The sequence below is a fragment of the uncultured Bacteroides sp. genome (genome assembly GCF_937912035.1).
Lineage (GTDB): Bacteria > Bacteroidota > Bacteroidia > Bacteroidales > Bacteroidaceae > Phocaeicola.
Window position 1 is genome coordinate 21,338 of the sequence record NZ_CALDPF010000051.1, and the last position, 23,611, is coordinate 44,948.

The 23,611-nt window shown below is 37.0% G+C and carries 18 protein-coding genes; 12 read left to right on the forward strand and 6 right to left on the reverse strand.

Annotated elements, in window-relative coordinates:
* The first annotated feature begins 3 nt into the window (after window positions 1–3).
* The 4 genes from Q0486_RS14330 to Q0486_RS14345 all read left to right on the forward strand — a co-directional run bounded on the left by Q0486_RS14330 (window position 4) and on the right by Q0486_RS14345 (window position 5,735).
* A complete protein-coding gene (locus tag Q0486_RS14330) occupies window positions 4–819 on the forward strand; it encodes a transporter substrate-binding domain-containing protein (protein ID WP_299234814.1) in 816 nt (271 codons plus the stop codon).
* A gap of 7 nt (window positions 820–826) precedes the next feature.
* A complete protein-coding gene (locus tag Q0486_RS14335; protein ID WP_299234817.1) occupies window positions 827–1,816 on the forward strand; it encodes a Gfo/Idh/MocA family oxidoreductase in 990 nt (329 codons plus the stop codon).
* Window positions 1,817–1,818: 2 nt separating this feature from the next.
* Window positions 1,819–2,955, forward strand: a complete 1,137-nt coding sequence (locus tag Q0486_RS14340; RefSeq protein ID WP_299234820.1) for a DUF4421 domain-containing protein — start codon at window positions 1,819–1,821, stop codon at window positions 2,953–2,955.
* A 152-nt stretch (window positions 2,956–3,107) separates the two neighbouring features.
* Window positions 3,108–5,735, forward strand: a complete 2,628-nt coding sequence (locus tag Q0486_RS14345) for a valine--tRNA ligase (protein ID WP_299234823.1) — start codon at window positions 3,108–3,110, stop codon at window positions 5,733–5,735.
* Window positions 5,736–5,834: 99 nt separating this feature from the next.
* Here the strand turns inward: Q0486_RS14345 and Q0486_RS14350 are convergent, their stop codons facing one another.
* The 6 genes from Q0486_RS14350 to Q0486_RS14375 all read right to left on the reverse strand — a co-directional run bounded on the left by Q0486_RS14350 (window position 5,835) and on the right by Q0486_RS14375 (window position 14,703).
* Window positions 5,835–6,833: an MBL fold metallo-hydrolase gene (locus Q0486_RS14350; protein ID WP_299234826.1), complete on the reverse strand. Its 999-nt coding sequence runs from the start codon at window positions 6,831–6,833 to the stop codon at window positions 5,835–5,837.
* An 81-nt stretch (window positions 6,834–6,914) separates the two neighbouring features.
* On the reverse strand, window positions 6,915–7,364 hold the full coding sequence (locus tag Q0486_RS14355; protein WP_299234829.1) for a hypothetical protein: 450 nt from the start codon (window positions 7,362–7,364) through the stop codon (window positions 6,915–6,917).
* A gap of 61 nt (window positions 7,365–7,425) precedes the next feature.
* Window positions 7,426–8,409 carry a DUF6340 family protein gene (locus Q0486_RS14360; RefSeq protein WP_299234832.1) on the reverse strand — a complete coding sequence of 328 codons (984 nt, stop codon included), beginning with the start codon at window positions 8,407–8,409 and terminating at the stop codon, window positions 7,426–7,428.
* Between the two features lie 136 nt (window positions 8,410–8,545).
* Window positions 8,546–11,839 (reverse strand): preprotein translocase subunit SecA, encoded by a 3,294-nt coding sequence (secA, locus tag Q0486_RS14365; RefSeq protein ID WP_299234835.1) that lies wholly within the window; start codon window positions 11,837–11,839, stop codon window positions 8,546–8,548.
* Between the two features lie 99 nt (window positions 11,840–11,938).
* The gene (locus Q0486_RS14370; protein ID WP_299234838.1) at window positions 11,939–13,522 is read right to left on the reverse strand and encodes an alkaline phosphatase family protein; all 1,584 of its coding nucleotides are present in this window, start codon (window positions 13,520–13,522) and stop codon (window positions 11,939–11,941) included.
* A gap of 2 nt (window positions 13,523–13,524) precedes the next feature.
* Window positions 13,525–14,703 carry a DUF4105 domain-containing protein gene (locus Q0486_RS14375; protein WP_299234841.1) on the reverse strand — a complete coding sequence of 393 codons (1,179 nt, stop codon included), beginning with the start codon at window positions 14,701–14,703 and terminating at the stop codon, window positions 13,525–13,527.
* Between the two features lie 139 nt (window positions 14,704–14,842).
* Here Q0486_RS14375 and Q0486_RS14380 point away from each other — a divergent pair, with 139 nt between their 5' ends.
* The 8 genes from Q0486_RS14380 (at window position 14,843) to rpmA (ending at window position 23,422) form a co-directional block, all read left to right on the forward strand.
* Window positions 14,843–15,568 carry a type III pantothenate kinase gene (locus Q0486_RS14380; RefSeq protein ID WP_299234843.1) on the forward strand — a complete coding sequence of 242 codons (726 nt, stop codon included), beginning with the start codon at window positions 14,843–14,845 and terminating at the stop codon, window positions 15,566–15,568.
* Window positions 15,558–16,838, forward strand: a complete 1,281-nt coding sequence (locus tag Q0486_RS14385; protein WP_299234846.1) for a hypothetical protein — start codon at window positions 15,558–15,560, stop codon at window positions 16,836–16,838. The genes Q0486_RS14380 and Q0486_RS14385 overlap by 11 nt, the downstream gene beginning before the upstream one ends.
* A gap of 34 nt (window positions 16,839–16,872) precedes the next feature.
* The gene (locus tag Q0486_RS14390) at window positions 16,873–18,234 is read left to right on the forward strand and encodes a hypothetical protein (protein WP_299234848.1); all 1,362 of its coding nucleotides are present in this window, start codon (window positions 16,873–16,875) and stop codon (window positions 18,232–18,234) included.
* 6 nt (window positions 18,235–18,240) lie between these two features.
* Window positions 18,241–18,870, forward strand: a complete 630-nt coding sequence (gene lptC, locus Q0486_RS14395; protein WP_299234851.1) for an LPS export ABC transporter periplasmic protein LptC — start codon at window positions 18,241–18,243, stop codon at window positions 18,868–18,870.
* A 51-nt stretch (window positions 18,871–18,921) separates the two neighbouring features.
* Entirely contained in the window at window positions 18,922–20,178 is a 1,257-nt protein-coding gene (locus Q0486_RS14400) for a hemolysin family protein (protein WP_299234854.1), read from the forward strand.
* Between the two features lie 96 nt (window positions 20,179–20,274).
* A complete protein-coding gene (locus tag Q0486_RS14405) occupies window positions 20,275–22,410 on the forward strand; it encodes a peptidylprolyl isomerase (protein ID WP_299234857.1) in 2,136 nt (711 codons plus the stop codon).
* A gap of 410 nt (window positions 22,411–22,820) precedes the next feature.
* Window positions 22,821–23,138 (forward strand): 50S ribosomal protein L21, encoded by a 318-nt coding sequence (gene rplU / locus Q0486_RS14410; RefSeq protein ID WP_204443597.1) that lies wholly within the window; start codon window positions 22,821–22,823, stop codon window positions 23,136–23,138.
* 20 nt (window positions 23,139–23,158) lie between these two features.
* Window positions 23,159–23,422 carry a 50S ribosomal protein L27 gene (gene rpmA / locus Q0486_RS14415; RefSeq protein ID WP_235326011.1) on the forward strand — a complete coding sequence of 88 codons (264 nt, stop codon included), beginning with the start codon at window positions 23,159–23,161 and terminating at the stop codon, window positions 23,420–23,422.
* Window positions 23,423–23,611 lie beyond the last annotated feature (189 nt).

Below are 23,611 nucleotides of genomic sequence, written 5' to 3' on the forward strand. Positions count from 1 at the left end.
TATATGGTAAGAAAACTTCTGAAATATATAATATCCATAATAGTCGTATCGACTGTTATAATACTATTGTTCTCCAGAAAAAAGCCGGAAGAGAAATTCTACTCTAGAGACTATCCCGGAATAATGGAATCAGGAGTTATAAAGGCTGTAACTGAATATAATGCCCTAAGTTTTTATATATTTAAAGGAGAGACCTATGGGTTTGATTATGAAATCTTAAATGCTTTTGCAAAAGAAAAAGGACTAAAACTTGAAATGACGCCTGAAATGAGTTATGAGAAAAGAATCAAAGGTGTCATTGAAGGAAGGTACGATATGATTGCATTGGGAACAGCTACAACCTCAGAACTTAAAGACAGTATTTTATTTACAAATCCTTTCGCTATAGGAAAACAAATTCTTATTCAGAGAAAGGATGAAAACAATCATATTGACAGTCCTCTTAAACTTGCAGGAAAGACTATAAATATAATAAAGGATTCACCCGCACTGATGAGAATAAATAATCTAATGGACGAAATAGGTGATTCCATATATATAAAAGAAATAACCGATTATGGTCCTGAACAACTCTTGGCTATGGTATCAGCAGGAGACATTGATTATGCGGTGTGCGATGAGAGGACAGCAAAAATGTATGCCAAAAGATTTAAGAATCTTGATCTGAACACAAACATAAGCTTTAACCAATTTTACTCATGGGGAATTAACAGAAATGCACCAATACTGCTGGACAGTATAAACTGTTGGCTGGAAAGATATATCAAAACTAAAGAATATAAAGATTTATATAAAGAATACTTTAACCGAAATTATTAGCTCCGTTATGATGAAATTTGACAAGGTAAATTGGGGTTTCATAGGATGCGGTGAAGTAACAGAAAAAAAGAGTGGCCCCGCATTCAATATGGTAGAAGGATCCAAAGTAGTTGCAGTGATGAGCCGCGACGAAGAAAAGGTAAAATCGTATGCAGAAAGACATAACATACCCAAATGGTATACTGATGCACAGGAACTTATTGGAGATGAAGAAGTAAATGCCATCTATATAGCCACACCTCCTTCATCACATGCCACATTTGCAATAATGGCGATGAAAGCCGGTAAACCTGTTTATATAGAAAAACCAATGGCTGCATCGTACGAAGACTGTGCCAGAATAAACAGAATATCGAAAGAAACAGGCATTCCATGTTTCGTTGCATACTACAGACGATACCTTCCTTACTTCCAGAAAGTCAAAGAGCTGGTAAAATCAGGAGAAATAGGTAATGTAATAAACGTTCAGATAAGGTTTGCACAGCCTCCAAGAGCATTGGACTATAACACCAAGAATCTTCCATGGCGTGTACAACCTGTAATATCGGGAGGTGGATATTTCTATGACCTGGCTCCTCATCAACTTGATTTACTCCAAGACATGTTCGGTTGTATACTTGAAGCCGAAGGTTATAAAAGCAACAGAGGAGGGCTTTACGAAGCCGAAGATACTATAAGTGCATGCTTCAAATTTGACTCAGGATTGCCTGGTTCAGGATCATGGTGTTTCGTAGCTCATGAATCAGCAAAAGAGGACAGAATAGAAATTATAGGTGACAAAGGTATGATATGTTTCTCAATATTCACATACGACCCTATAGCGCTTCATACGGAAAGAGGACGTGAGGAAATTGTTCTCCAGAACCCGCCACACGTACAGTTACCTTTGATAAAAGCAGTAGTGGAACATCTGCAAGGAAAATCTATCTGTACATGTGATGGAGTAAGTGCAACACCTACAAACTGGGTTATGGACAGGATTTTAAATAAACTATAAAAGTGCGAATTAGAGCTCGTGTAACAATATTAACATTATTATACCTCATTCCAAGCTTTCTTTTCGCTCAGGAAATGAGGAAGGATTTAGTGCGAATACACGATTCTATTCCTACAGAAACAATATTGAAGAAACAATCATCAGCTCAGACTAAGAATTTTATAAACAAAGCCGTAGACTGGTTTAATAAAACCGACACATCTTACATCCTACCCAATAAGTATAACCTTACTTTTATGCTGGAACAAAGTACATGGTTTGAACATTATCACTTAGGAAGTACAAATAATGATGGTAACAAGATACTAGGATTTGCTCCCAAAGTAAATACAAAACTGGGATTTTATTTCGGTTGGAGATGGATTTTTCTGGGATATTCATTCGATTTAGGTAGCTTATTCAACAATAAAAAAGACCAAAAAAGGACAGAGACAGTTTTCAATCTCTATAGTGCAAAATTTGGTCTGGACCTATATTACAGAAAAACAGGCAGTAATTTCAAAATCACAAAATGTAAGAATTTCAACTTGTCACAAGACTACATTGGAGTTGATTTCGATGGTTTCAACAGTAGTATAAAAGGATTGAACGCATATTACATATTCAAAAGCGACAAATACTCTTATCCTGCAGCATACAGCCAGTCCACTAACCAAAAGAAAAGTTGCGGTTCACCAATGGTGGGATTTGCTTATTCACAACATAAGATATCGTTTGACAATACAAAATTGCCACAGGAAATACAAAATCAGATAACTCCTTCACTCAATTTTAAAAGTTTGAGCTACACCGATTTTAATCTAAGTGTAGGATATGGATATAACTGGGTTTTCGCAAAAAACTGTCTTCTAAACATATCTCTCCTTCCGGCTATAGGATATAAAAAAGCTAAAATAAACGGCATACCTACTAACTTATACTCCGACTGGACACAATGGGTAAAAGATATAAACTTTGACCTTATCACCAGGGCCGGTATAACATGGAACAACAGTAAATACTACGTTGGAGCCACATTTCTTCTGCATACTTACGACTATAGAAAAGACAATATTTCCATGACAAACTCTTTCGGAAGCCTAAAAATATATGCAGGATTCAATTTTTGGAAAAGAAAACAGTATCGCCGTTCTGAATAAATCGTTCAAGAAACAAAAACAATATTCAAATCATGCTCATCTCAATTCAACTTAAAGACTATAGGTCATTATATTGAATTTTCGAACAACTTTTATTAATTTTGCAACCGATTATACATTTCGTAAAAACAAATAATAATTATATATAAATCATGGAATTAGCAAGTAAGTACAATCCCGCAGATGTGGAAGGAAAATGGTACCAGTATTGGCTGGACAACAAACTTTTCAGTTCTAAACCGGACGGACGAGAACCATATACCGTCGTAATCCCACCACCAAATGTGACCGGAGTACTCCACATGGGACACATGCTTAACAATACTATACAGGACATCCTCGTACGTCGTGCCCGTATGATGGGTAAGAACGCATGCTGGGTTCCTGGTACAGACCACGCATCTATCGCTACAGAAGCGAAGGTTGTGAACAAACTGGCTCAGCAGGGTATAAAGAAAACTGACCTCACAAGAGAGGAATTCCTGAAACATGCCTGGGAATGGACCCACGAACACGGAGGCATCATCCTGAAGCAGTTGCGTAAACTTGGAGCCTCATGCGACTGGGACCGTACTGCTTTCACTATGGACGAAGAAAGAAGCAAGAGTGTGATAAAGGTGTTTGTTGATCTTTACAACAAGGGACTTATCTACCGCGGTGTACGTATGGTTAACTGGGACCCTAAAGCCCTGACAGCTCTTTCGGACGAAGAAGTCATATATAAGGAAGAACACAGCAAGCTATACTACCTAAGATATAAGGTTGAAGGTGATGCTGAGGGACGTTACGCTATAGTCGCCACTACACGTCCTGAAACAATCATGGGTGATACAGCAATGTGTATCAATCCTAATGACCCTAAAAACGAATGGCTGAAGGGTAAAAAGGTGATTGTTCCGCTAGTGAACAGAGTAATACCTGTTATCGAAGACGACTATGTAGATATAGAGTTTGGTACTGGATGCTTGAAGGTTACTCCCGCACACGATGTGAACGACTATATGCTGGGCGAAAAATATAACCTCCAGTCAATAGATATTTTCAATGACAACGGTACTATCAGCGAGGCTGCAGGAATGTATGTAGGCATGGACCGTTTCGACGTTCGCGAACAGATTGAAAAAGATCTTGCTGCAGCAGGTCTGCTTGAAAAAGTTGAAGCATACAACAACAAGGTCGGTTTCTCTGAACGTACAAACGTTGCCATCGAACCTAAACTGTCAATGCAGTGGTTCCTCAAGATGAAACACTTTGCAGACATGGCATTGCCACCTGTAATGAATGATGAACTGAAATTCTATCCTGCCAAATACAAGAACACTTACAAGTATTGGATGGAAAACATCAAGGACTGGTGTATAAGCCGTCAGTTGTGGTGGGGACACAGAATTCCTGCTTACTTTTTGCCTCAGGGTGGATTTGTTGTAGCAGAAACAGCTGAAGAAGCTTTGAAACTTGCCATTGAGAAAACAGGCAACAAGGATATGAAGATTGAAGACCTACGTCAGGATGAAGACTGTCTGGACACATGGTTCTCTTCATGGTTGTGGCCTATCTCTCTGTTCGACGGAATCAACAATCCGGGCAACGAGGAAATAAAATACTACTACCCTACTGCCGACCTTGTAACAGGACCGGACATCATATTCTTCTGGGTGGCACGTATGATTATGGCAGGATATGAATATATGGGCGACATGCCTTTCAAGAATGTTTACTTCACCGGTATCGTACGCGATAAAATCGGCCGTAAGATGTCCAAGTCACTGGGTAACTCACCAGACCCACTTGAACTGATAGACAAATATGGTGCCGACGGTGTACGTATGGGTATGATGCTTGCTGCACCTGCAGGAAACGATATCCTGTTTGACGACGCTCTCTGCGAACAGGGACGTAACTTCAACAACAAGATATGGAACGCATTCCGTCTGGTTAAGGGATGGAACGTAGAAGGCAACGAACAGCCTGAATACGCACGCCTGGCAACTGAATGGTTCGAAGCTATGCTTGCCAAAACTACAGCTGAAGTAAACGACCTATTTAGCAAATACCGTCTGAGCGAGGCTCTTATGGTGGTTTACAAGCTGTTCTGGGACGAATTTTCAAGCTGGTATCTTGAAATGGTGAAACCTGCATACGGACAACCTATTGACAGTGTGACTTACGAAAAGACTTTGAGCTTCTTCGATACATTGCTCAAGCTTCTGCATCCGTTCATGCCATTCATTACTGAAGAGTTGTGGCAGCACATCTATGACCGCAAGGATGGTGAAAGCATCATGACTCAGACTCTTAATATGACAGAGACTTACGATGAAACTATCATAAACAAATTTGAAGCTGTAAAAGAAGTTATCGGTGGCATCCGTACTATCAGACTTCAGAAGAACATTGCTCAGAAAGAGGCTTTGAATCTTGAAGTGGTTGGAGAAAGCCCTGTAGCAGACTTCAATGCTGTGATAGAGAAATTGTGTAACCTGTCTGAAATAGCACAGGTAGATGCAAAGGCAGAAGGTGCAGCTTCGTTCATGGTTGGTACAACTGAATATGCAGTTCCTCTGGGCAACCTTATCAACGTGGAAGAAGAGCTGAAGAAACTTGAAGCAGACCTGAAATATCAGGAAGGATTCCTCATGAGCGTAATGAAGAAGCTAAGCAACGAGAAGTTTGTAAGCAAGGCTCCGGCTAACGTTATTGAAATGGAACGCAAGAAACAGGCTGATGCAGAAACCAAGATTGCAGCACTGAAAGAAAGCATCGCTGCCTTGAAAAAATAATCAACCGAATATATTTCTATAAACAAAAAATGAACAGTCCGAAAGGCTGTTCATTTTTTGTTTATAGAGGTGTATCCCGTTTTTCCAAGAAAACAGATTCTATCTGATATGATGTAATTTAACCACTTCACCCAATTCAGGAATCATGACATCCATATTCCTTTTTCTGGCCTCAGCAGCAAATACATGAGGCGGATCAAATAAAGGTTCATCTGAAAGGTCGAAAGTGCCATAATGCATCGGTATAGTCATTCGTGCACCCATCTCAGCAGAAGCAGTAAGGGCATCGTATGGAGATATGTGGTTGGGTTTCATAAACCATCGTGGCTTATATGCACCTATTCCAATCATACAATAGTCAATGTGTGGGAAAATATCAGATAACTCCTTAAAATGGTGAGCGTATCCCGTATCACCGCTATTATAAATAGTTATTCCGTCTGCCTGTATCATAAAAGCTCCCCAAAGGCGCTCACCGCCATCACTCACTCCTCTTTTGCTCCAGTGCTGTGCCGGAAGGAAGGTCAGACAAAGACCGTCATCCTTATGCTGCTGGTACCATCCGGCTTCGATTACCTCCATTTCAGGAAACCATCCTTTTATCAGTTGTCCGGTACCGATACCACAAAACAATTTCATTCCGGGATTTTCGGAAACCAGACGAGCCACACTCGGTTTGTCAAGATGATCGAAATGGTCATGACTGATAAGCAAATAATCTATATTCCTGAATATTGAAGGATCGGCAGGAAAAGTACTCCTTCTCTTCACAAAAGGTATGCTTCCGAAAACAGGATCAATCATGAAACGTTTTCCACCTAATTGAAGAAAGAAAGAATTATGCCCCAACCAAATCAGCGAATTACCTGTTACCGAATCAAGATTATGGAGATACCTAACATTAGGATTCCACTTTATCCTACGCTTTTCTTTCCTTTGCGGATTAGGCGAGAATCTCCACTTCAATATACTTCCCATTCCAGGACGCCATCTATGCTGACGGTTAAAGAATTTACCTTTAACGGAAGGATTGCCACGCCAACGTGGATTCACAGTATGTAATTGTTCATTCTTTCTAAATGAAATCCTTTCTCCCATAAGCTTTGTTTAAGATAAAAAAAAGGGGAAAGATTATATCTACAAGTATATAATCTTACCCCGATTATCAAAATATCCTCATTATTTTTCCAAAAGGTCTTTCAAGAATGCGTCTAGTTCCTCATCAAGTCCTTTCAATAGTTCATCATTAAGCAATAAAGTATCTTCATCATCAACTAACATCAATTCAGCCACAGTCTCTTTGTCCTCATCTACCAAAACAAAAGAATATGGCTTAAGCAAAGACAGTTTTTCAAAATATCCCTGATCACTCAATGCTGCGATTTCTGAACGCAGAACAGGTTCGATGTCTTTCATAAAATCCTCAGATTCACATTCCACCCATTCATCTATAATAGTACGAGCCAATTCTTCATCATCGTCATTGAATATCAATAGTTCTCCACTATCCTGCTTCGGTTGCAAATGTATATCTGTAACAACAGTATTCTCATCGCCCGAAACATATCTGCATAATGCTTCTCTTATAGATGACGATATAGCTGCACGTGTTTTTTCACTAACATTCATAGGCATAAAATATTTATTACCTCAAAATTACTAAAAATTATAAAGTTTCAAAACAAACAGCTCAGAAATTGTTATTAAAACGACCCATTTGGACATTCAAGTTACCCAATTCATTTTTTCTCTTATTGAACTGAGCAGTATAATACTTTAGAACCATCTCCTCTTCAGAACCCGTAGCCACGCAATCAGCTGCTTTTTTCAACCACTCTTCCGCCTTTTCCATATCTCCTGTCATCTCAAACGAAAGCGACAGGTTATATGCTGCCCTAAACTTTGTATTTCCTTTTTTCTGACGATTATAAACCTTTGTCCACAATTCTCTGGCTGAACTCCAATCATCCTCTCTTACGTAAACACCGGCATCCCTCATTTCGACACATCCCCCGTCAAAATAAATTCTGTTAACAGTCTGCCAATAAGGAACTATTTTATTACAAATAACAGATGAAGCATGTCTGGTACATTCATCAATAAGCTCCTTCTCTGATATTTTATTTACAAGATCGAAATACAAAGTATCTTTAGAAACTAGTTCAGCAACCGGTTTTTGTCTCTGAGGAATATATAACCGTACAACAGGTACAACCTGCGCCTGCAAAACAGGAATGGAAACATCCCAACCAGGATTAGTGAGCTCTTTCTTTTGTACATCTAAAAATAATCTTTCAAATGAAATTATCATATCAACTCCCAACATTGAAGAAAGTCTGCTTACTTCATCAGTTGAAAGACTTACAGAATGAGAATCTGAACAAAGAGCCGAGTCACAAATTATGACTTGATTAAAATACTTACTGTCAGCCAAATAACTGGATAGTGTTTCTGCGGCTTGCTTTCCTTCAGCTTCTATTTGTCCCAATGTGAGAATATTCTTTTTGGGTGCGGGACGCGATGGCATGTTGTTTACCACTCCAACTACCGAGATTTGATACGGAAAATTAACCTCAGCTGGTGATAACTGATCGAAAGTAAGTGTTTTTACAGTACTGCATGATGAAAGAAAAGCACTTACAAGGCCAATAATATATAAAGCATATTTCTTCATAATATGTTTAGTTTTAATCTGTACAAAATTAATATATTTCTGAATATTATGAAGTTAAAAGGTAATAAAGGTATAATAATAAAGGCCGTCCCTTTGTTAAGAGACGACCTTTAAAAGGTGGGTTTTATTAAAATTCTTATACTTTACCGTGACAATTTTTGTATTTTAAACCACTTCCACAAGGACATGGATCGTTTCTTCCAACAGTTTTATCTGCCTTGTAAGGTTCGTTTTTCACTTCACGAGTATCCTTACCAGCAGCATTCTGCTGAGCCTGATCATTTAAATCAACTTTTTCTTCCTTGTATTGCTGTTTTCTTGGAGCTGGTTCTGGTGCAGCCTCACGTACCTGTTCTGGTTCCTGCACCGGTATCTGACCACGCATAAGAACAGAAATTGTATTATTATTGATCTTCGAAACCATATTATCGAACAGTTTCACTGACTCAAGCTTAAAAATCAATAATGGATCTTTCTGTTCGTAGCTTGCGTTTTGTACAGAATGTTTAAGCTCATCAAGTTCACGAAGATTCTCCTTCCAAGCCTCATCAATAGTATGAAGAAGTATAGCCTTTTCGAAAGCCTTCACAATCTCTTTTGATTCTGATTCGTATGCAGCCTTCAGGTTTACAGGAATATTATACATACGTTTTCCGTCAGTAATAGGAATCATGATGTTTTCGTACATCTGTCCCTGATTTTCATATACCTGCTTGATTACAGGATTAGCTATTTGTGCCATACGTTCAGTTTTACGCTTGAAGATTTCCATAGCAGCATCGAATGTCTTTTCAGTAAGTACATTCTTATCCTTAGATGTGAATTCTTCTTCCGTAAACGGAGTTTCCATTGCTAATGTCTGTAGAATTTCCATCTTAGCTTCATGATATGTTGCCATATCCAAGGCATTGGCACAGCGTTCCCAAATCATATTTACGATATCCATACCGATACGCTCACCCATAAGAGCATGACGACGTTTAGTATAAACTACATTACGTTGCTTATTCATCACGTCATCATATTCAAGCAGACGCTTACGGATACCAAAATTGTTTTCTTCGACTTTCTTCTGTGCACGTTCGATAGAATTAGAAATCATCTTGTGTTCTATCATCTCGCCTTCCTTGAATCCCAACTTGTCCATTACAGATGCTATACGGTCAGAAGAGAACAGACGCATCAAATCGTCTTCGAGTGAAACGAAGAATACAGAAGAACCCGGGTCTCCCTGACGTCCGGCACGACCACGCAACTGACGGTCAACACGACGAGATTCATGACGCTCAGTACCAATAATAGCCAAACCTCCGGCTGCTTTTACTTCATCGCTTAACTTGATATCGGTACCACGACCTGCCATGTTTGTGGCAATAGTAACGGTACGTCCCAAACCGGCTTTAGCAACAATATCAGCTTCTTTCTGATGTAATTTGGCATTAAGTACGTTATGTTCAATCTTACGGAGAGTAAGCATCTTGCTCAACATTTCAGAGATTTCTACAGATGTAGTACCGACCAATACAGGACGTCCCATTTCAACCATCTTTTCAATCTCTTCGATTACAGCCTTATATTTTTCACGCTTAGTCTTATAAACACGGTCGTTCATATCCTTACGCGCGATAGGACGGTTAGTAGGGATAGTCACAACATCAAGTTTATAGATATCCCAGAATTCGCCTGCTTCTGTTTCTGCAGTACCTGTCATACCTGACAGTTTGTGATACATACGGAAATAGTTCTGAAGAGTGATTGTAGCGAATGTCTGTGTAGCTGCTTCTACCTTTACACCTTCCTTGGCTTCGACAGCCTGATGCAAACCGTCGCTCCAACGACGACCATCCATTATACGTCCAGTCTGTTCGTCAACGATTTTAACCTGACCATCCATTACCACATAGTCAGTATCTTTTTCGAACATTGTATATGCCTTAAGCAACTGGTTGATAGTATGAACTCGTTCAGACTTGATAGCGTAATTGGTCATCAATTCATCCTTCTTAGCCAACTTTTCTTCGTCAGACAAGGAAGTTTCGTTTTCAAGTTCTGACAATTGTGCCGCTATATCAGGAAGAACAAAGAGCGTAGGATCCTGAGAATTACCTGTAATAAGTTCAATTCCCTTATCAGTAAGGTCTGCACTCTTCATCTTTTCATCAATAACGAAATAGAGAGGTTCTACAGCCTCAGGCATACGCTTGTTGTTTGCTTCCATATAAATGGCCTCTGTCTTCAACATACCAGCCTTGATACCCGGTTCGCTGAGGAATTTGATAAGAGGTTTGTTCTTTGGAAGAGCCTTATGGCTACGGAACAAAGAAAGGAATCCTTCTTCCACCTCTTCCTTCTTGTCTGAAGCTATAAGACGTTTTGCATCAGCCAGATATTGTGTAGCAAGTTTACGCTGAGCCTCTACCAGACGTTCTACCAACGGACGAAGAACTTCGAACAACTGCTGGTCGCCTTTAGGAACAGGACCTGATATAATAAGAGGAGTACGTGCATCGTCAATCAAAACCGAGTCAACCTCATCGACAATAGCATAGTTATGTTTGCGCTGTACAAGATCCTTAGGGCTGTTTGCCATATTGTCACGCAGATAGTCGAAACCGAATTCGTTGTTTGTACCGAATGTGATATCTGCCATATATGCACGACGACGTGCAGCAGAGTTCGGCTGATGCTTGTCAATACAGTCAACGCTCAATCCATGGAACATATAGAGAGGACCCATCCATTCAGAGTCACGTTTTGCTAGGTAGTCATTGACTGTAACCACATGAACACCGTTACCTGTCAATGCATTAAGGAATACAGGCAATGTAGCCACAAGAGTCTTACCTTCACCTGTTGCCATTTCCGCGATCTTGCCCTGATGAAGAACTACACCACCAAAGAGCTGTACATCGTAGTGTATCATACTCCATTTCATATCGTTACCGCCTGCAACCCAATGGTTCTTCCATATAGCCTTGTCACCTTCAATGCGGACAAAGTCTTTTCCCATTGCTGCCAGTTCGCGGTCGAAATCAGTAGCAGTAACTTCTATCTCTTCGTTTTGGGTGAAACGTCTTGCTGTATCTTTTACTATAGCAAAAGCTACAGGAAGCACATCATTAAGTGCTTTTTCATATTTGTCAAGAACTTCTTTCTCCAGTTTATCTATCTGTGCGAATATAGGCTCACGCTTTTCGATGTCTGTAGATTCGATTGTAGCTTTAAGCTCTTCAATTTTCTTGTTTTCCTCTACGGCAGAATCTTTGATATATTTTTTCAATTCTTCCGTTTTGGCACGCAACTCATCATTACTCAGCTTCTCTATTTCAGGGTATGCAGCTTTAATTTTTTCTACCCATGGCTGAATTTCCTTCATGTCACGAGAAGCTTTGTTCCCGAACAACTTGCTTATAAATTCATTAAATCCCATTATATATTTTATTTTTTATTTACCGATTAATGCCGTTAAATAAATTCAACGGCGTACAAAGATAATTAAAAACCGTCAAAATGCGGTAATTGCAAAGATTTATTTACGTATTCCTGTCAAAGGAGCCACTACACTGGCGTTAGGAGCCCTTATACGCATGAAATGTGCCAGCGTTGGAGCAACAGCTGCCACTTTTACAGGTGAATATAGAATTTCTGGTTTTATATTATATCCAAAAAAGAATACAGGAACCGAAGTATATGCTTCACGTTCAACTCTAATAGTATTAGTATATTCATCTACAACTTTCCAACCCGGTAATATTTCTATATATAAATCTCCGGAACATTCTCTGGTAAATGAATTCCTAATCTTTTCAATTTTAGGATCCCATGCCCCAAGCAAAAGACGCTGTGAAGAGTATGCAGAACGTATGCCGCTCATCTGTATAATAAATTCGGATGAACGCGTCATTACCTCAGCAAGATTCAAATTCTTTTCTTCAATGAACTTATGATTAAGATATATCTGATTGCCATAACTCGTTTCTACATACTGTCCCTGGCCATAAATGGCCATGAGATACATATTCAGTAAAGCAGAGCATCGTTTAAGATGAAATTCACCAGTTGGTATCTTATATTGAGGCAAATCTTCGGGTTCTGGAGAACGATAACCTGTAGAAGTAATAAAAATAAGGGTATTCTTCAGACCAACCTTTTTATCGACCATATCAAGTAAATCCCCAATACTATTATCCAAACGGACATACATATCCTGAATCTGCATAGCATATTCTGTATCAGGCTTACCATCGTAATTCCCGGCATAATAGCCTAGCGTCAGCAAATCCGGAGTATCATCCAACCCAGCATTAGTATTATTAAGAAAGACATTAACAAGTTTATTAACCTCATCGTTTACGTAAGGACTGGTCTTAAATTTCTTATATTTGTACAGACGTTCATCTGTAAAACTATGTTTAAATGTCAGTTGTTTTGCTTCTGTAGTGATATATTTATAAGCCGTAACAGGTAAATATGGCCCCCACGTTATTTGGTCTATTCTGAAATCAAGTCCATTACGGTCGTTAAAGTTAGTCACCCATTCAGGAAATGCCCCATAATAAGTTGTTCCACTCCATTTTCCATTTTCATCATTAATCCAAAAGGCTCCCTTTGCAGCATGACCTGCTCCCATTATTGCCATTTCTTTAGTTGGAGCAATGGAATATACATGAGACTGTCCGTGAGTTGAGACCATCAGTTCATCAGCGAGATTTGAAACAGAAAGATGTTGCGGAGATGTATTTTCTGATGTATATATGCCCATATATGCCTTGTCGTCGACACTCTTGACTACGCAAAGCGTATTTCTGTCCATCCAATTATTTCCTACAACACCATTATAATAAGGAGTTGTACCTGTATAGATAGAAGCTACAGATGAAGTCTGATCAGGTTTTATGAAATCATACTCACCATTCATATATACACGTCCTTCCTTAAAAAGACGTTTGAAACCTCTTTCACCATACATGGATGAAAAAGCCTCAATATAATCTGTACGCAACTGATCAATAGTCAGACCTATTACCAATTTAGGAACAGCCGGAACATCCTGTGCATTAATTCCGGAAATAACTATAGCAGTAATTAAAGATGTTATAAATCGTTCTCTCATTTTTATTTTCTATAAACTATCTGATGGCTCACAGCATTAAACAACAAACTAAGTGCCAAAAGTAATACCGATAAATCAATTTCTTGCGGTATTAGCGGTAATATCACTATAAAAAATGTTAAATACACAGAATTTATTAAATGCCACCTATCATTTCGACGTTTTATGTCGTTATAAATCATTAACGGCAAATAAAATAATGGTATAGGATTAAATAACATAATAAGCCAATTGGAATCCACAGTAGGGTGTATTGAAAAGAAGAATAAGAAAGCAATTATACATCCTGCCAGCCCCTGAGACAAATAAAGAATCAAATCCCACACCCAGTAGATTTTCTTCTTAATAATCTGAACAAACGCTATTATGATGTTCAAGAAAAGGAAAAATGTAGCACAAGAAATCGGACTAAATGGAAAAGAATTCTCGTAATCAACTGACGGATCAGCATCAACTATCACCTCTTCCTTTAATACCAAAGGCCTGACCTCTCCATTAACACATTTGATATATGCACTATCAGCAAAGGAACGCATATAAAAAGGAGAAAACATTTGTTGACGAATATCTATAGTTTTATCCGCACCAGCACCTAAACACAGGTCTATACCGAATCTCTCCCAATTAAATCCTATTGTAAATTCATGTATAATGCCTCGGAATGTCTTTTCGGGGAACGATACTGGATATTCAACTTCTCCATTTATACACTTTTCGATCTGATCTCTGGCTCTAGTTGTACAATTATCATAAAAATAATTATACCTATAAACTCTGTTTTGTGGAAGATAGTTTGTAAAAAGAAGATTCTGGAGTTTGATTTTCTCATCATAAGTAAGATTCAATACTTGTTGATATACAGCAGAGCCTCTAAACATATATTCTGCTTTGAAAGACCTTATATCATTTACACCTAACTGGTAATCGGTTTCACCTTTGATAAAACGATAAATAAAATTAGGTGAAGAAAAACTGAACATTCCGTAATTAAATACTAAATCTTTGTTTTGAGTAAAATTCTGATATCTTATTGCCGTATGTCCAAACAAAGAATATATTTCAGTTCCGGGGGAACATGTAAGCAAACTAAACTGTATGCTGTCACGTTTTTGCGAGTATGACTGCATTACTCCCCAAATAGCTAACAGAGAGACAAGTACTCTTAATTTATTGAGAAACATAGTTTATTAAAGTGCATATTTGTAATTTCGGACACAAAAATAAGACTAATTATCTATAAATATAAAACAAAACATCTATTTTATTGCAATTATTACCCATTTTTTCCTTTACTTTGCATGCAATACTAAATTATGCATTGTGAATTTAATAATAGACATTGGTAATACTGTTGCCAAACTTGCGGTTTTCGATGGAGATGAACAAATAGAAGTACTTAGAGGTTCGAACCATTCATTGGACTGTATGAAAATACTTTGTCATAAATACAAAATTGATAAATGTATTATAGCATCAGTCATTACGTTAAGTAATACAATAAAAAGACAATTGTCAGGAGTTGATTTTCCGGTATTGGAATTAACACACGAAACACCAGTACCTATAATCAATAAATACAAAACCCCTTCAACACTAGGAATGGATAGATTGGCCGCAGTTGTTGGAGCAAACTATCTGAAGCCTGATAGAGATATATTAGTGATTGACGCAGGAACAGCATTGACTTTTGAATTTATAGATGCCAATGCAACATATTGGGGTGGAAACATATCACCTGGGATTTATACAAGATTCAAATCATTAAGTGCATGCTGTGATAAATTGCCTTTGATAGAAAAAGGAGGAGAAATTCCTGATATAGGATATAACACAGAAACTGCCATAAGAGCAGGTGTTATTAAAGGTATAGAATTTGAGATTAAAGGATATATATCACAAATGCAGAAAAAATATCCCGACCTTTTAGTTTTTTTAACTGGCGGAGATAAATTTTCTTTTGATACAAAATTAAAAAGTATCATCTTTGCAGATAGATTTTTAGTTTTAAAAGGTTTAAATAGAATATTAAATTATAATGTTAAGTAAAAAGGTACTTATTAGCGCTATATTTGCTACTGCATCAATATATGCAGCAGCTCAATCCAGCACTAACTCTCCATATACAAGATTCGGATTTGGAGACTTGTCTGACCAAGTCTTTACAAGTAATGCAGCAATGGGAGGAGTGGGTCATGCACTTCGTTCAAACAAACATATAAATACTATGAATCCGGCATCTTATACGTCTGTAGACTCACTTTCATTCATGTTTGACATTGGTTTCAGTATGAAAAGTTCGAACTATGAAGAAAACAGTATAAAATCCAATGCCAGAAATTCTAGTTTTGATTATTTGGCAATACAATTCCGTCTACACCCAAGAATTGGCATGGTAATAGGATTCACACCTTTTTCAACTATAGGATATAAATTCAGTTCAAGCGAATACGTTGCTAACAGCAATAATGTCAGTGTAACGAATACATTTTACGGAGATGGAGGAACTAATACCATTTTTGCAGGTTTAGGATTCAAAGTTCTCAAGAATTTGTCTGTGGGTGCCAATATTGGATATTTATACGGAAACCAAGAATACAGTACGACAGCAACTTTAAGTAATGGTGGTGATTATACCATAAATTATAGAAACCTCAACGTAAAAAGCTACAAACTTGATATTGGACTGCAATACACACAGCCTTTAAATAAGAACAACAACATTACACTTGGATTAACATACGGACTTGGCCATAATCTGAATACTACAGAGGTTATCGGTACCCAAGTAACAGACGGAAGCAGTTATACTTCAACCAACGAAAATACGTATTTTGATGGTTACGGAATTCCTTCTACATACGGCATAGGACTTGCATACCAATATAAAAATAATCTGACCGTCAGTATGGACTACACCTTACAACAATGGTCAAAAGTAAAACTATCTAATGTTTCTGGAATGTATAATGACAGAAATAAGATTGCAGCCGGTATAGAATATATTCCAAATCAGATTGGACGAAATTTCTTTGAAAGAATATCATATAGAGCAGGAGCTTATTATACTTCTCCCTATATCAAAATTCCAAATGATATAAACGAGACTTCATATTCTGACGGCGCAAAAGAAATTGGAGTGAGTGCTGGATTCGGATTTCCTCTTACTCTTTTCCAGCGCAAAACAGTTTTGAGCATTACAGGACAATATATAAACCTATCGCCAAGTAACAAAAATCTGATGTCGGAAAACAGATTTGTTCTTAAATTAGGTTTAACGCTAAACGAACCATGGTTCATGAAATGGAGAGTTAATTAAACAAGTACACAATAAACAATTAAATTAATATACGATGAGAATGAAGATGTTTACAATGCTGTGTGCTTTAACCTTAGGTACTACAGCTTCTTTTGCTCAAAAAGGAGTAGAAGATGGTTCTAGATTTGGACATGGAGAAGATAGTATCCGTTGTCTTCAGAACATAAGTATTTATACTGAATATGTAAAAACAGACAATTTCAAGGATGCTTACAAACCTTGGAAAGCAGTGTTCACAGAAGCACCTTTCGCACAAGTAGGAACTTATACAAATGGTGCAAAGATTCTTCGCGGATTAATTCAAAGTACTAAAGACGCCGCTCAGCAGAAAGCATATCTGGATGAACTGTTAGCTGTACACGATCAACGTATCAAATATCTTGACCAACTTAACAAATTGGTAAAGAGCAAAGCAACTGAGGGATCTATTATAGGTATGAAAGTGCACGATTATATCGTATTCTCTGGAAAGAATATCGATGTAAACAAGGCATACGAATGGGCTAAGCAAGGTATTGACATGGAAAAAGATAAATCTGATTATTTCATGTTCCTTGATATGATGGATATGTCATCTCGTAAATTAAAAGCAGATGACACCCACAAAGAACAGTTTATTCAGGATTATCTGACTGTCTCTGGATATGCTGATGCCGCATTTAAAGCAGAAAAGAAAGAAAAGATGAAAGAATTGCTTAAAACTACAAAAGATAATGTTGACGCATATTTCATAAATAGTGGTGCAGCTTCATGCGAAAATCTACAGGCAATCTATGGTCCAAAAGTTGCACAGAACAAAACAAATCTTGATTACCTGAAACAGGTTATCACTGTAATGCAACTTCTGAAATGTACTGAAGAAGAAGCTTACTTCGAAGCTTCTGAAGCTGCTCATGCAATAGAACCGACTGCTGCTACTGCTGCTGGATGTGGTTACATGTATTATAAGAAAGGTGACTTAGACAAGAGTATAAGCTACTTTGACCAGGCTATCGAACTTGAACAAGATCCATTGAAAAAAGCAGAATACTGCTACAATGCGGGAGTCATCCTGTTCAGCAAAAAACAGTTGAGTCGCGCTAAACAATATTGCAATAAAGCAATTTCATTCAACAATAATTATGGAGATGCCTATATTCTTATAGCACAAATGTATGCATCAAGTCCAAACTGGAGTGATGAAGCTGCTCTCAACAAATGTACTTTCTTCGCTGTTATCGACAAATTACAGCGTGCTAAGAGTGTAGATCCAAGTGTTACTGAAAAAGCTAACGAACTTATCAGAACATATTCTGCTTACACTCCTAAAGACGAAGATTTGTTCTTCCTTGGACTGAGCAAAGGCCACACTGTAACTATCGGTGGATGGATAGGAGAAACAACAACAATCAGATAATAATATATGTCATATAGACAAAGTATTTTCAATATCAGAAATTACATAAGCATAACAGTTGCCGCATGGGCAACTGTTATGTTTCTTTTTTTTCCTTCATGCGGAGGAAAAGAAAAAAAACTGGCTGAAGCAATTGATGAAAATGATTCTTTACCAGATATGCACAGTACCGGTATCGTTTCATACGTTTCGGACTCCGGTATGATCAGATACAAGATAATAACTGACGAATGGCTTGTGTTCAGCAAGAAGAATCCACCATACTGGGCATTTGAAAAAGGCTTGTATCTTGAAAAGTTCGACACCCTTTTCAGAGTAGATGCCAGTATAAAAGCTGACACAGCTTACTACCATGAAAAAAAAGAAACATGGGAACTGAGAGGCAATGTACACATACAAAATCAGTTGGGTGATAAATTTGATACTGAACTTCTGTTTTGGGATCAGGCAAAAGAACGTATATATTCTGACAAATTCATAAAGATAGAGCAAGAAGACAAAATTCTAACAGGTTATGGATTTGAATCAAATCAAGAAATGACTGAATATGAAATATTTACCCCAACAGGTATTTTTACAGTAGAAGACACAACTCCTGCTGATTCAACTAATATACAGACCAATAACAGACAGTAATTCATATAATATTCAAATACATTTCTTTCCTAATAAATATCAATTAGAATAATGGGTATAATTCTTGAACTAATTATAACAATGGCTTTTTCTGCATTCTTCTCTGGAATGGAAATAGCTTTCGTTTCATCGAACAAGTTAAGGTTTGAGATGGAGAAAACAAACAATTTCTCAACTAAAATATTAACTATATTCTACAAAAACCCAAACAACTTCATATCTACTATGCTAGTGGGAAACAATATTGCCTTGGTAATATATGGTATTCTCATGGCTGAAATTATTGAAAAACATATATTGTCAGGAATTATAACAAACGAAGCGGTGCTTGTCGTAACACAGACTATTATCTCAACATTGATAATACTTATAACAGGCGAGTTTCTTCCCAAGACTCTATTTAAAATAAATCCAAATCTAACTCTTAAAATTTTCTGTGTTCCAACTTATATATGTTATCTAGTACTGTATCCCATAAGTAAATTTTCCGCATTCATATCTACGTCAATATTAAGACTTGCTGGAAAGAAAATAAAAAAAGAGGATAGTGAAAAAGCATTTTCAAAAGTAGATTTAGACTATCTGATTGAAAGTAGTATAGACGACACTGTAAAAGAAAATGAAATAGAGCCTGAGATACAGATATTCCGTAACGTACTTGACTTCTCGAACATCAAAGTAAAGGATTGTATGATACCTAGAACGGAAATCATAGCTGTGGAAACCGGTACGAAAAAAGAAGAAATAATGAAAGTATTCATCGACAGCGGTTTAAGTAAAATTATAGTTTTCAAAGATAACATAGATAATATTATAGGATACATACATTCGTCCGAAATGTTCAATACAAGAGATGAATGGGAAAGTAATATTAAATCGATACCAGTAGTTCCTGAAAGCATGAGTGCCAACAAGCTTATGCAACTTCTGATGCAACAAAAAAAATCTCTTGCAGTAATAGTAGATGAATTTGGAGGAACGTCAGGAATTATTGCATTAGAAGACCTTGTTGAAGAGTTGCTTGGCGACATTGAGGACGAACATGACAACAAAAATATTATAGCAAAAGCCATAAACGAAAATGAATACATATTGTCAGGAAGATTGGAGATAGAAGAAATAAACGAAAAATTCAACCTTAATCTTCCGGAAAGCGATGAATATCAAACACTGGGCGGATTAATAATCAATGAATTTCAAAGGATTCCAAAACCTCACGAGAACATCGTTGTTGACAAGTTTCAATTCAATATAATAAAGGCTACAAGCACCAAAATAGAGTTGGTTAAACTGAAATTACAGAAATAAGCATTTTTTTCTACAGAAAATAGCAACTCAAAAACATTTTTCGTATCTTCGTGCGCTAATTACAGAAAAACAATAAACAAAAAATAATAATTTTAAATGGCAACTTTACAAACAATTAGAAGCAAAGGACCATTATTGGTCATTGTTATCGGTATTGCCCTCTTCGCCTTTATTGCAGGCGACGCATGGAAAATATTCCAGCCACATCAAGGAAGGCAAGACATCGGAGAAATTAATGGAGAAACAGTCTCCGCAGAAGATTATCAAAAGCTGGTTGATGAATACACAGAAGTAATCAAACTTACTAACGGATTAGCTTCACTCAATGAGACACAATTGGCCAGTGTAAAAGATCAAGTATGGCAATCATACGTGAACAACAAACTCATTGCTGAACAAGCAGAAGAGCTGGGACTTACTGTTACTGATGCTGAAATTCAAGCAATAATTGACGAAGGTACACATCCCATGCTGATGAATACTCCTTTCAGAAATCCTCAAACAGGAGCTTTCGACAAAGATATGTTGAAAAAATTCCTAGTAGACTATTCAAATTTAAGTTCAAGCCAAATGCCTGCACAGTATGTTGAATATTATCAGACAATGGGTAATTTCTGGAACTTTATTGAAAAGACACTCAGACAGTCTACATTGGCTGAAAAATATCAGAATCTGATTGCTAAGTCTTTGATTTCAAATCCAGCGTCTGCTGAAGATGCCTTCAAGGCTCGCAATGAACAAAGCGATCTGCTTATGGCTGCAGTCCCATATTCAGCTGTAAATGATTCATTGGTGAAAGTATCTGACGACGAAATAAAGAAACTTTACAACGAAAGAAAAGAACAGTTTAAGCAATTGGCTGAAACACGCAACATCCTTTTTGTTGACATCCAGGTACTTCCATCTGATGCAGACAGAAAAGCAGTATTGGACGAAGTTACTGAATATTCTGAACAACTAGACAATACAACATCGGATTATGGAACATTCGTACGTTCTACAGGTTCTACAGTATCATATTCAGATATACCTGTAAATAAATCTGTTCTTCCTTCTGATGTAGTTGCTCGTCTTGATTCAATCGGTATTAACGAAGTATTCGGACCTTACTATAGCCAGACTGATGATTCATATAACGCATTTAAAATCATAGAAAAAGTAAATGCACCTGATTCTATTCAATTCCGCCAGATACAGGTATATGCTGATACTGAAGACAAGACAAAAACACTTACAGACAGTATCTATAATGCCATTAAGAATGGAGCTGATTTTGAAGAAGTGGCAAAAATCTATGGTCAAACAGGCGAATCAAATTGGGTAAGTGCAACTTCTTGGGAAGGAGGACAGCTTAACTCTGAAAATGAAACATTCATCAAGACTCTGATAAACCAACCTGTAAAAGAACTTGCCAAATTAAATATTGGTCAAGCAAACATTATTTTGCAGGTTATGAACAAAAAGAGTATGCAAAATAAATATAAAGTTGCTGTCATAAAGCGTAATGTTGAATTCAGCAATGATACTTACAATGATGCATATAACAAGTTCAGCCAGTTTGTAGCACAAAGCAATACAATAGAAGAACTTGAAAAAAATGCAGAAGAATATGGTTATACTGTTATTCCAAGAACAGACTTCTCTTCGTCAGAACACTATGTTGGTGGGGTTCCATCTACAAAAGAAGTCATCCGCTGGATTTTCAGTGCAAAAGAAGGTGATGTTTCGCCATTGTACGAATGCGGAAACAATGACCACATAATGGTAGCAGCACTTGAAAGAATTAATCCTGTAGGATACAGAAACATAAATTCTGTAGCAGATATGCTTCGCAGCGAAATCCGCCGTGACAAGAAAGCAGAAATGATTATGGCAGACATGAAAGCTTGTACATCAATAGATCAGGCTAAAGCTATTAAGAATGCAGTAAGCGACACTGTTAAACACGTAACATTCTCTGCACCAGCATATATATCAATGACTAGAGGAAGCGAACCAGTAATCGGTGCTGTAGCATCAAAAACAGCAGTAAACACAACAAGTGCACCTGTAAAAGGTAACGCTGGAGTTTATATGGTTCAAGTATTGAACAAAGAAAACAGTACAGAAAAAATGGACATTAAGTCTGAAGAAGCAACTCTGACAAATATGTATGCAAGATTTGCAACACAATTCATAAATGATTTATATCAGAAAGCTGAAGTAACAGATAACCGTTACTTATATTTCTAAGCAATATAAATCAATAAAAAAATAATAGGATATGTTCTTTATGAAGATCATATCCTATTATTTTTTATTAAGTAGACACATTCATCAAGCCAAAAAATTACAATTATTTTTAGCATCGGAAAGTTATCAAGATAAAAAAAATCCAAGAAGATTCATGTAATATTACAATGATTCTTTTCCTTGTTACAAGAACTCACAGATAAGACTATGACATAGGATATAAGCTAATCTGATTTTCAATAAATATTATTACTGAAAAACAATGTTTTAAAGAAAAAAACGTACTGAAATATTGATTATATAAAGTATTTGAAGTATCTTTGCAGCCGATTTTAGTCCGTGTAGGTAAACAAGTGATTGCAAGAATCAATCCACCTTACGGAAGAAACCCGTTTAATAATTATAATAAAATGTACGTAATCGTAGAAATTAACGGTCAGCAGTTCAAGGCTGAAGAAGGCAAGAAACTGTTTGTACACCACATTCAGAACGCTGAAAACGGCGCAACTGTTGAATTTGACAAAGTTTTGTTGGTTGACAACAATGGTACTGTAACTGTAGGTGCTCCTACTGTAGAAGGTGCGAAAGTGGTATGCGAAGTTAAATCAAACCTTGTAAAAGGTGACAAAGTATTAGTATTCCACAAGAAGAGAAGAAAAGGTTATAGAAAACTGAACGGTCACCGTCAGCAGTTTACAGAATTGACAATCAAACAAGTTATTGCTTAATCATTAAAACGTAGAAGAAAATGGCACATAAAAAAGGTGTAGGTAGTTCTAAGAACGGTCGTGAATCAGAAAGCAAAAGATTAGGCGTAAAGATATTTGGTGGTTCAGCTTGCAAAGCTGGTAACATTATTGTTCGTCAAAGAGGAACAGTTCACAACCCAGGTAACAATGTAGGTATGGGTAGCGATCACACTCTTTACGCATTAGTAGATGGTACAGTATGTTTCAAGAAAGGTCGTGAAAACAGAAGCTATGTTTCTGTAATTCCTTGCGCTGAAGCATAAAAAACTCTATTTTGAAGATTTTAAAAAAGGTACGTCAATAAAAAGGCGTACCTTTTCTTTTTTTATAGAACGAACATACGAAACAATCATATACATCAATACTTAATTAAAATAAAGAATTTTCTATCCATTATAAGTAAAATAACGGATACGACTTATTATTTAAATGTTTTAAAATGATTCTTTTTT

Excerpts from the sequence above, each read along its gene's own strand:
- Q0486_RS14405 (WP_299234857.1), top strand. The coding sequence starts at position 20,275 with ATGGCAACTTTACAAACAATTAGAAGCAAAGGACCATTATTGGTCATT.
- Q0486_RS14370 (WP_299234838.1), bottom strand. The coding sequence starts at position 13,522 with ATGAGAGAACGATTTATAACATCTTTAATTACTGCTATAGTTATTTCC.
- Q0486_RS14385 (WP_299234846.1), top strand. The coding sequence starts at position 15,558 with ATGTTAAGTAAAAAGGTACTTATTAGCGCTATATTTGCTACTGCATCA.
- lptC (WP_299234851.1), top strand. The coding sequence starts at position 18,241 with ATGTCATATAGACAAAGTATTTTCAATATCAGAAATTACATAAGCATA.
- Q0486_RS14375 (WP_299234841.1), bottom strand. The coding sequence starts at position 14,703 with ATGTTTCTCAATAAATTAAGAGTACTTGTCTCTCTGTTAGCTATTTGG.
- Q0486_RS14350 (WP_299234826.1), bottom strand. The coding sequence starts at position 6,833 with ATGGGAGAAAGGATTTCATTTAGAAAGAATGAACAATTACATACTGTG.
- rpmA (WP_235326011.1), top strand. The coding sequence starts at position 23,159 with ATGGCACATAAAAAAGGTGTAGGTAGTTCTAAGAACGGTCGTGAATCA.
- rplU (WP_204443597.1), top strand. The coding sequence starts at position 22,821 with ATGTACGTAATCGTAGAAATTAACGGTCAGCAGTTCAAGGCTGAAGAA.
- Q0486_RS14390 (WP_299234848.1), top strand. The coding sequence starts at position 16,873 with ATGAGAATGAAGATGTTTACAATGCTGTGTGCTTTAACCTTAGGTACT.
- Q0486_RS14400 (WP_299234854.1), top strand. The coding sequence starts at position 18,922 with ATGGGTATAATTCTTGAACTAATTATAACAATGGCTTTTTCTGCATTC.
- Q0486_RS14355 (WP_299234829.1), bottom strand. The coding sequence starts at position 7,364 with ATGAATGTTAGTGAAAAAACACGTGCAGCTATATCGTCATCTATAAGA.
- secA (WP_299234835.1), bottom strand. The coding sequence starts at position 11,839 with ATGGGATTTAATGAATTTATAAGCAAGTTGTTCGGGAACAAAGCTTCT.
- Q0486_RS14345 (WP_299234823.1), top strand. The coding sequence starts at position 3,108 with ATGGAATTAGCAAGTAAGTACAATCCCGCAGATGTGGAAGGAAAATGG.
- Q0486_RS14335 (WP_299234817.1), top strand. The coding sequence starts at position 827 with ATGATGAAATTTGACAAGGTAAATTGGGGTTTCATAGGATGCGGTGAA.
- Q0486_RS14330 (WP_299234814.1), top strand. The coding sequence starts at position 4 with ATGGTAAGAAAACTTCTGAAATATATAATATCCATAATAGTCGTATCG.
- Q0486_RS14360 (WP_299234832.1), bottom strand. The coding sequence starts at position 8,409 with ATGAAGAAATATGCTTTATATATTATTGGCCTTGTAAGTGCTTTTCTT.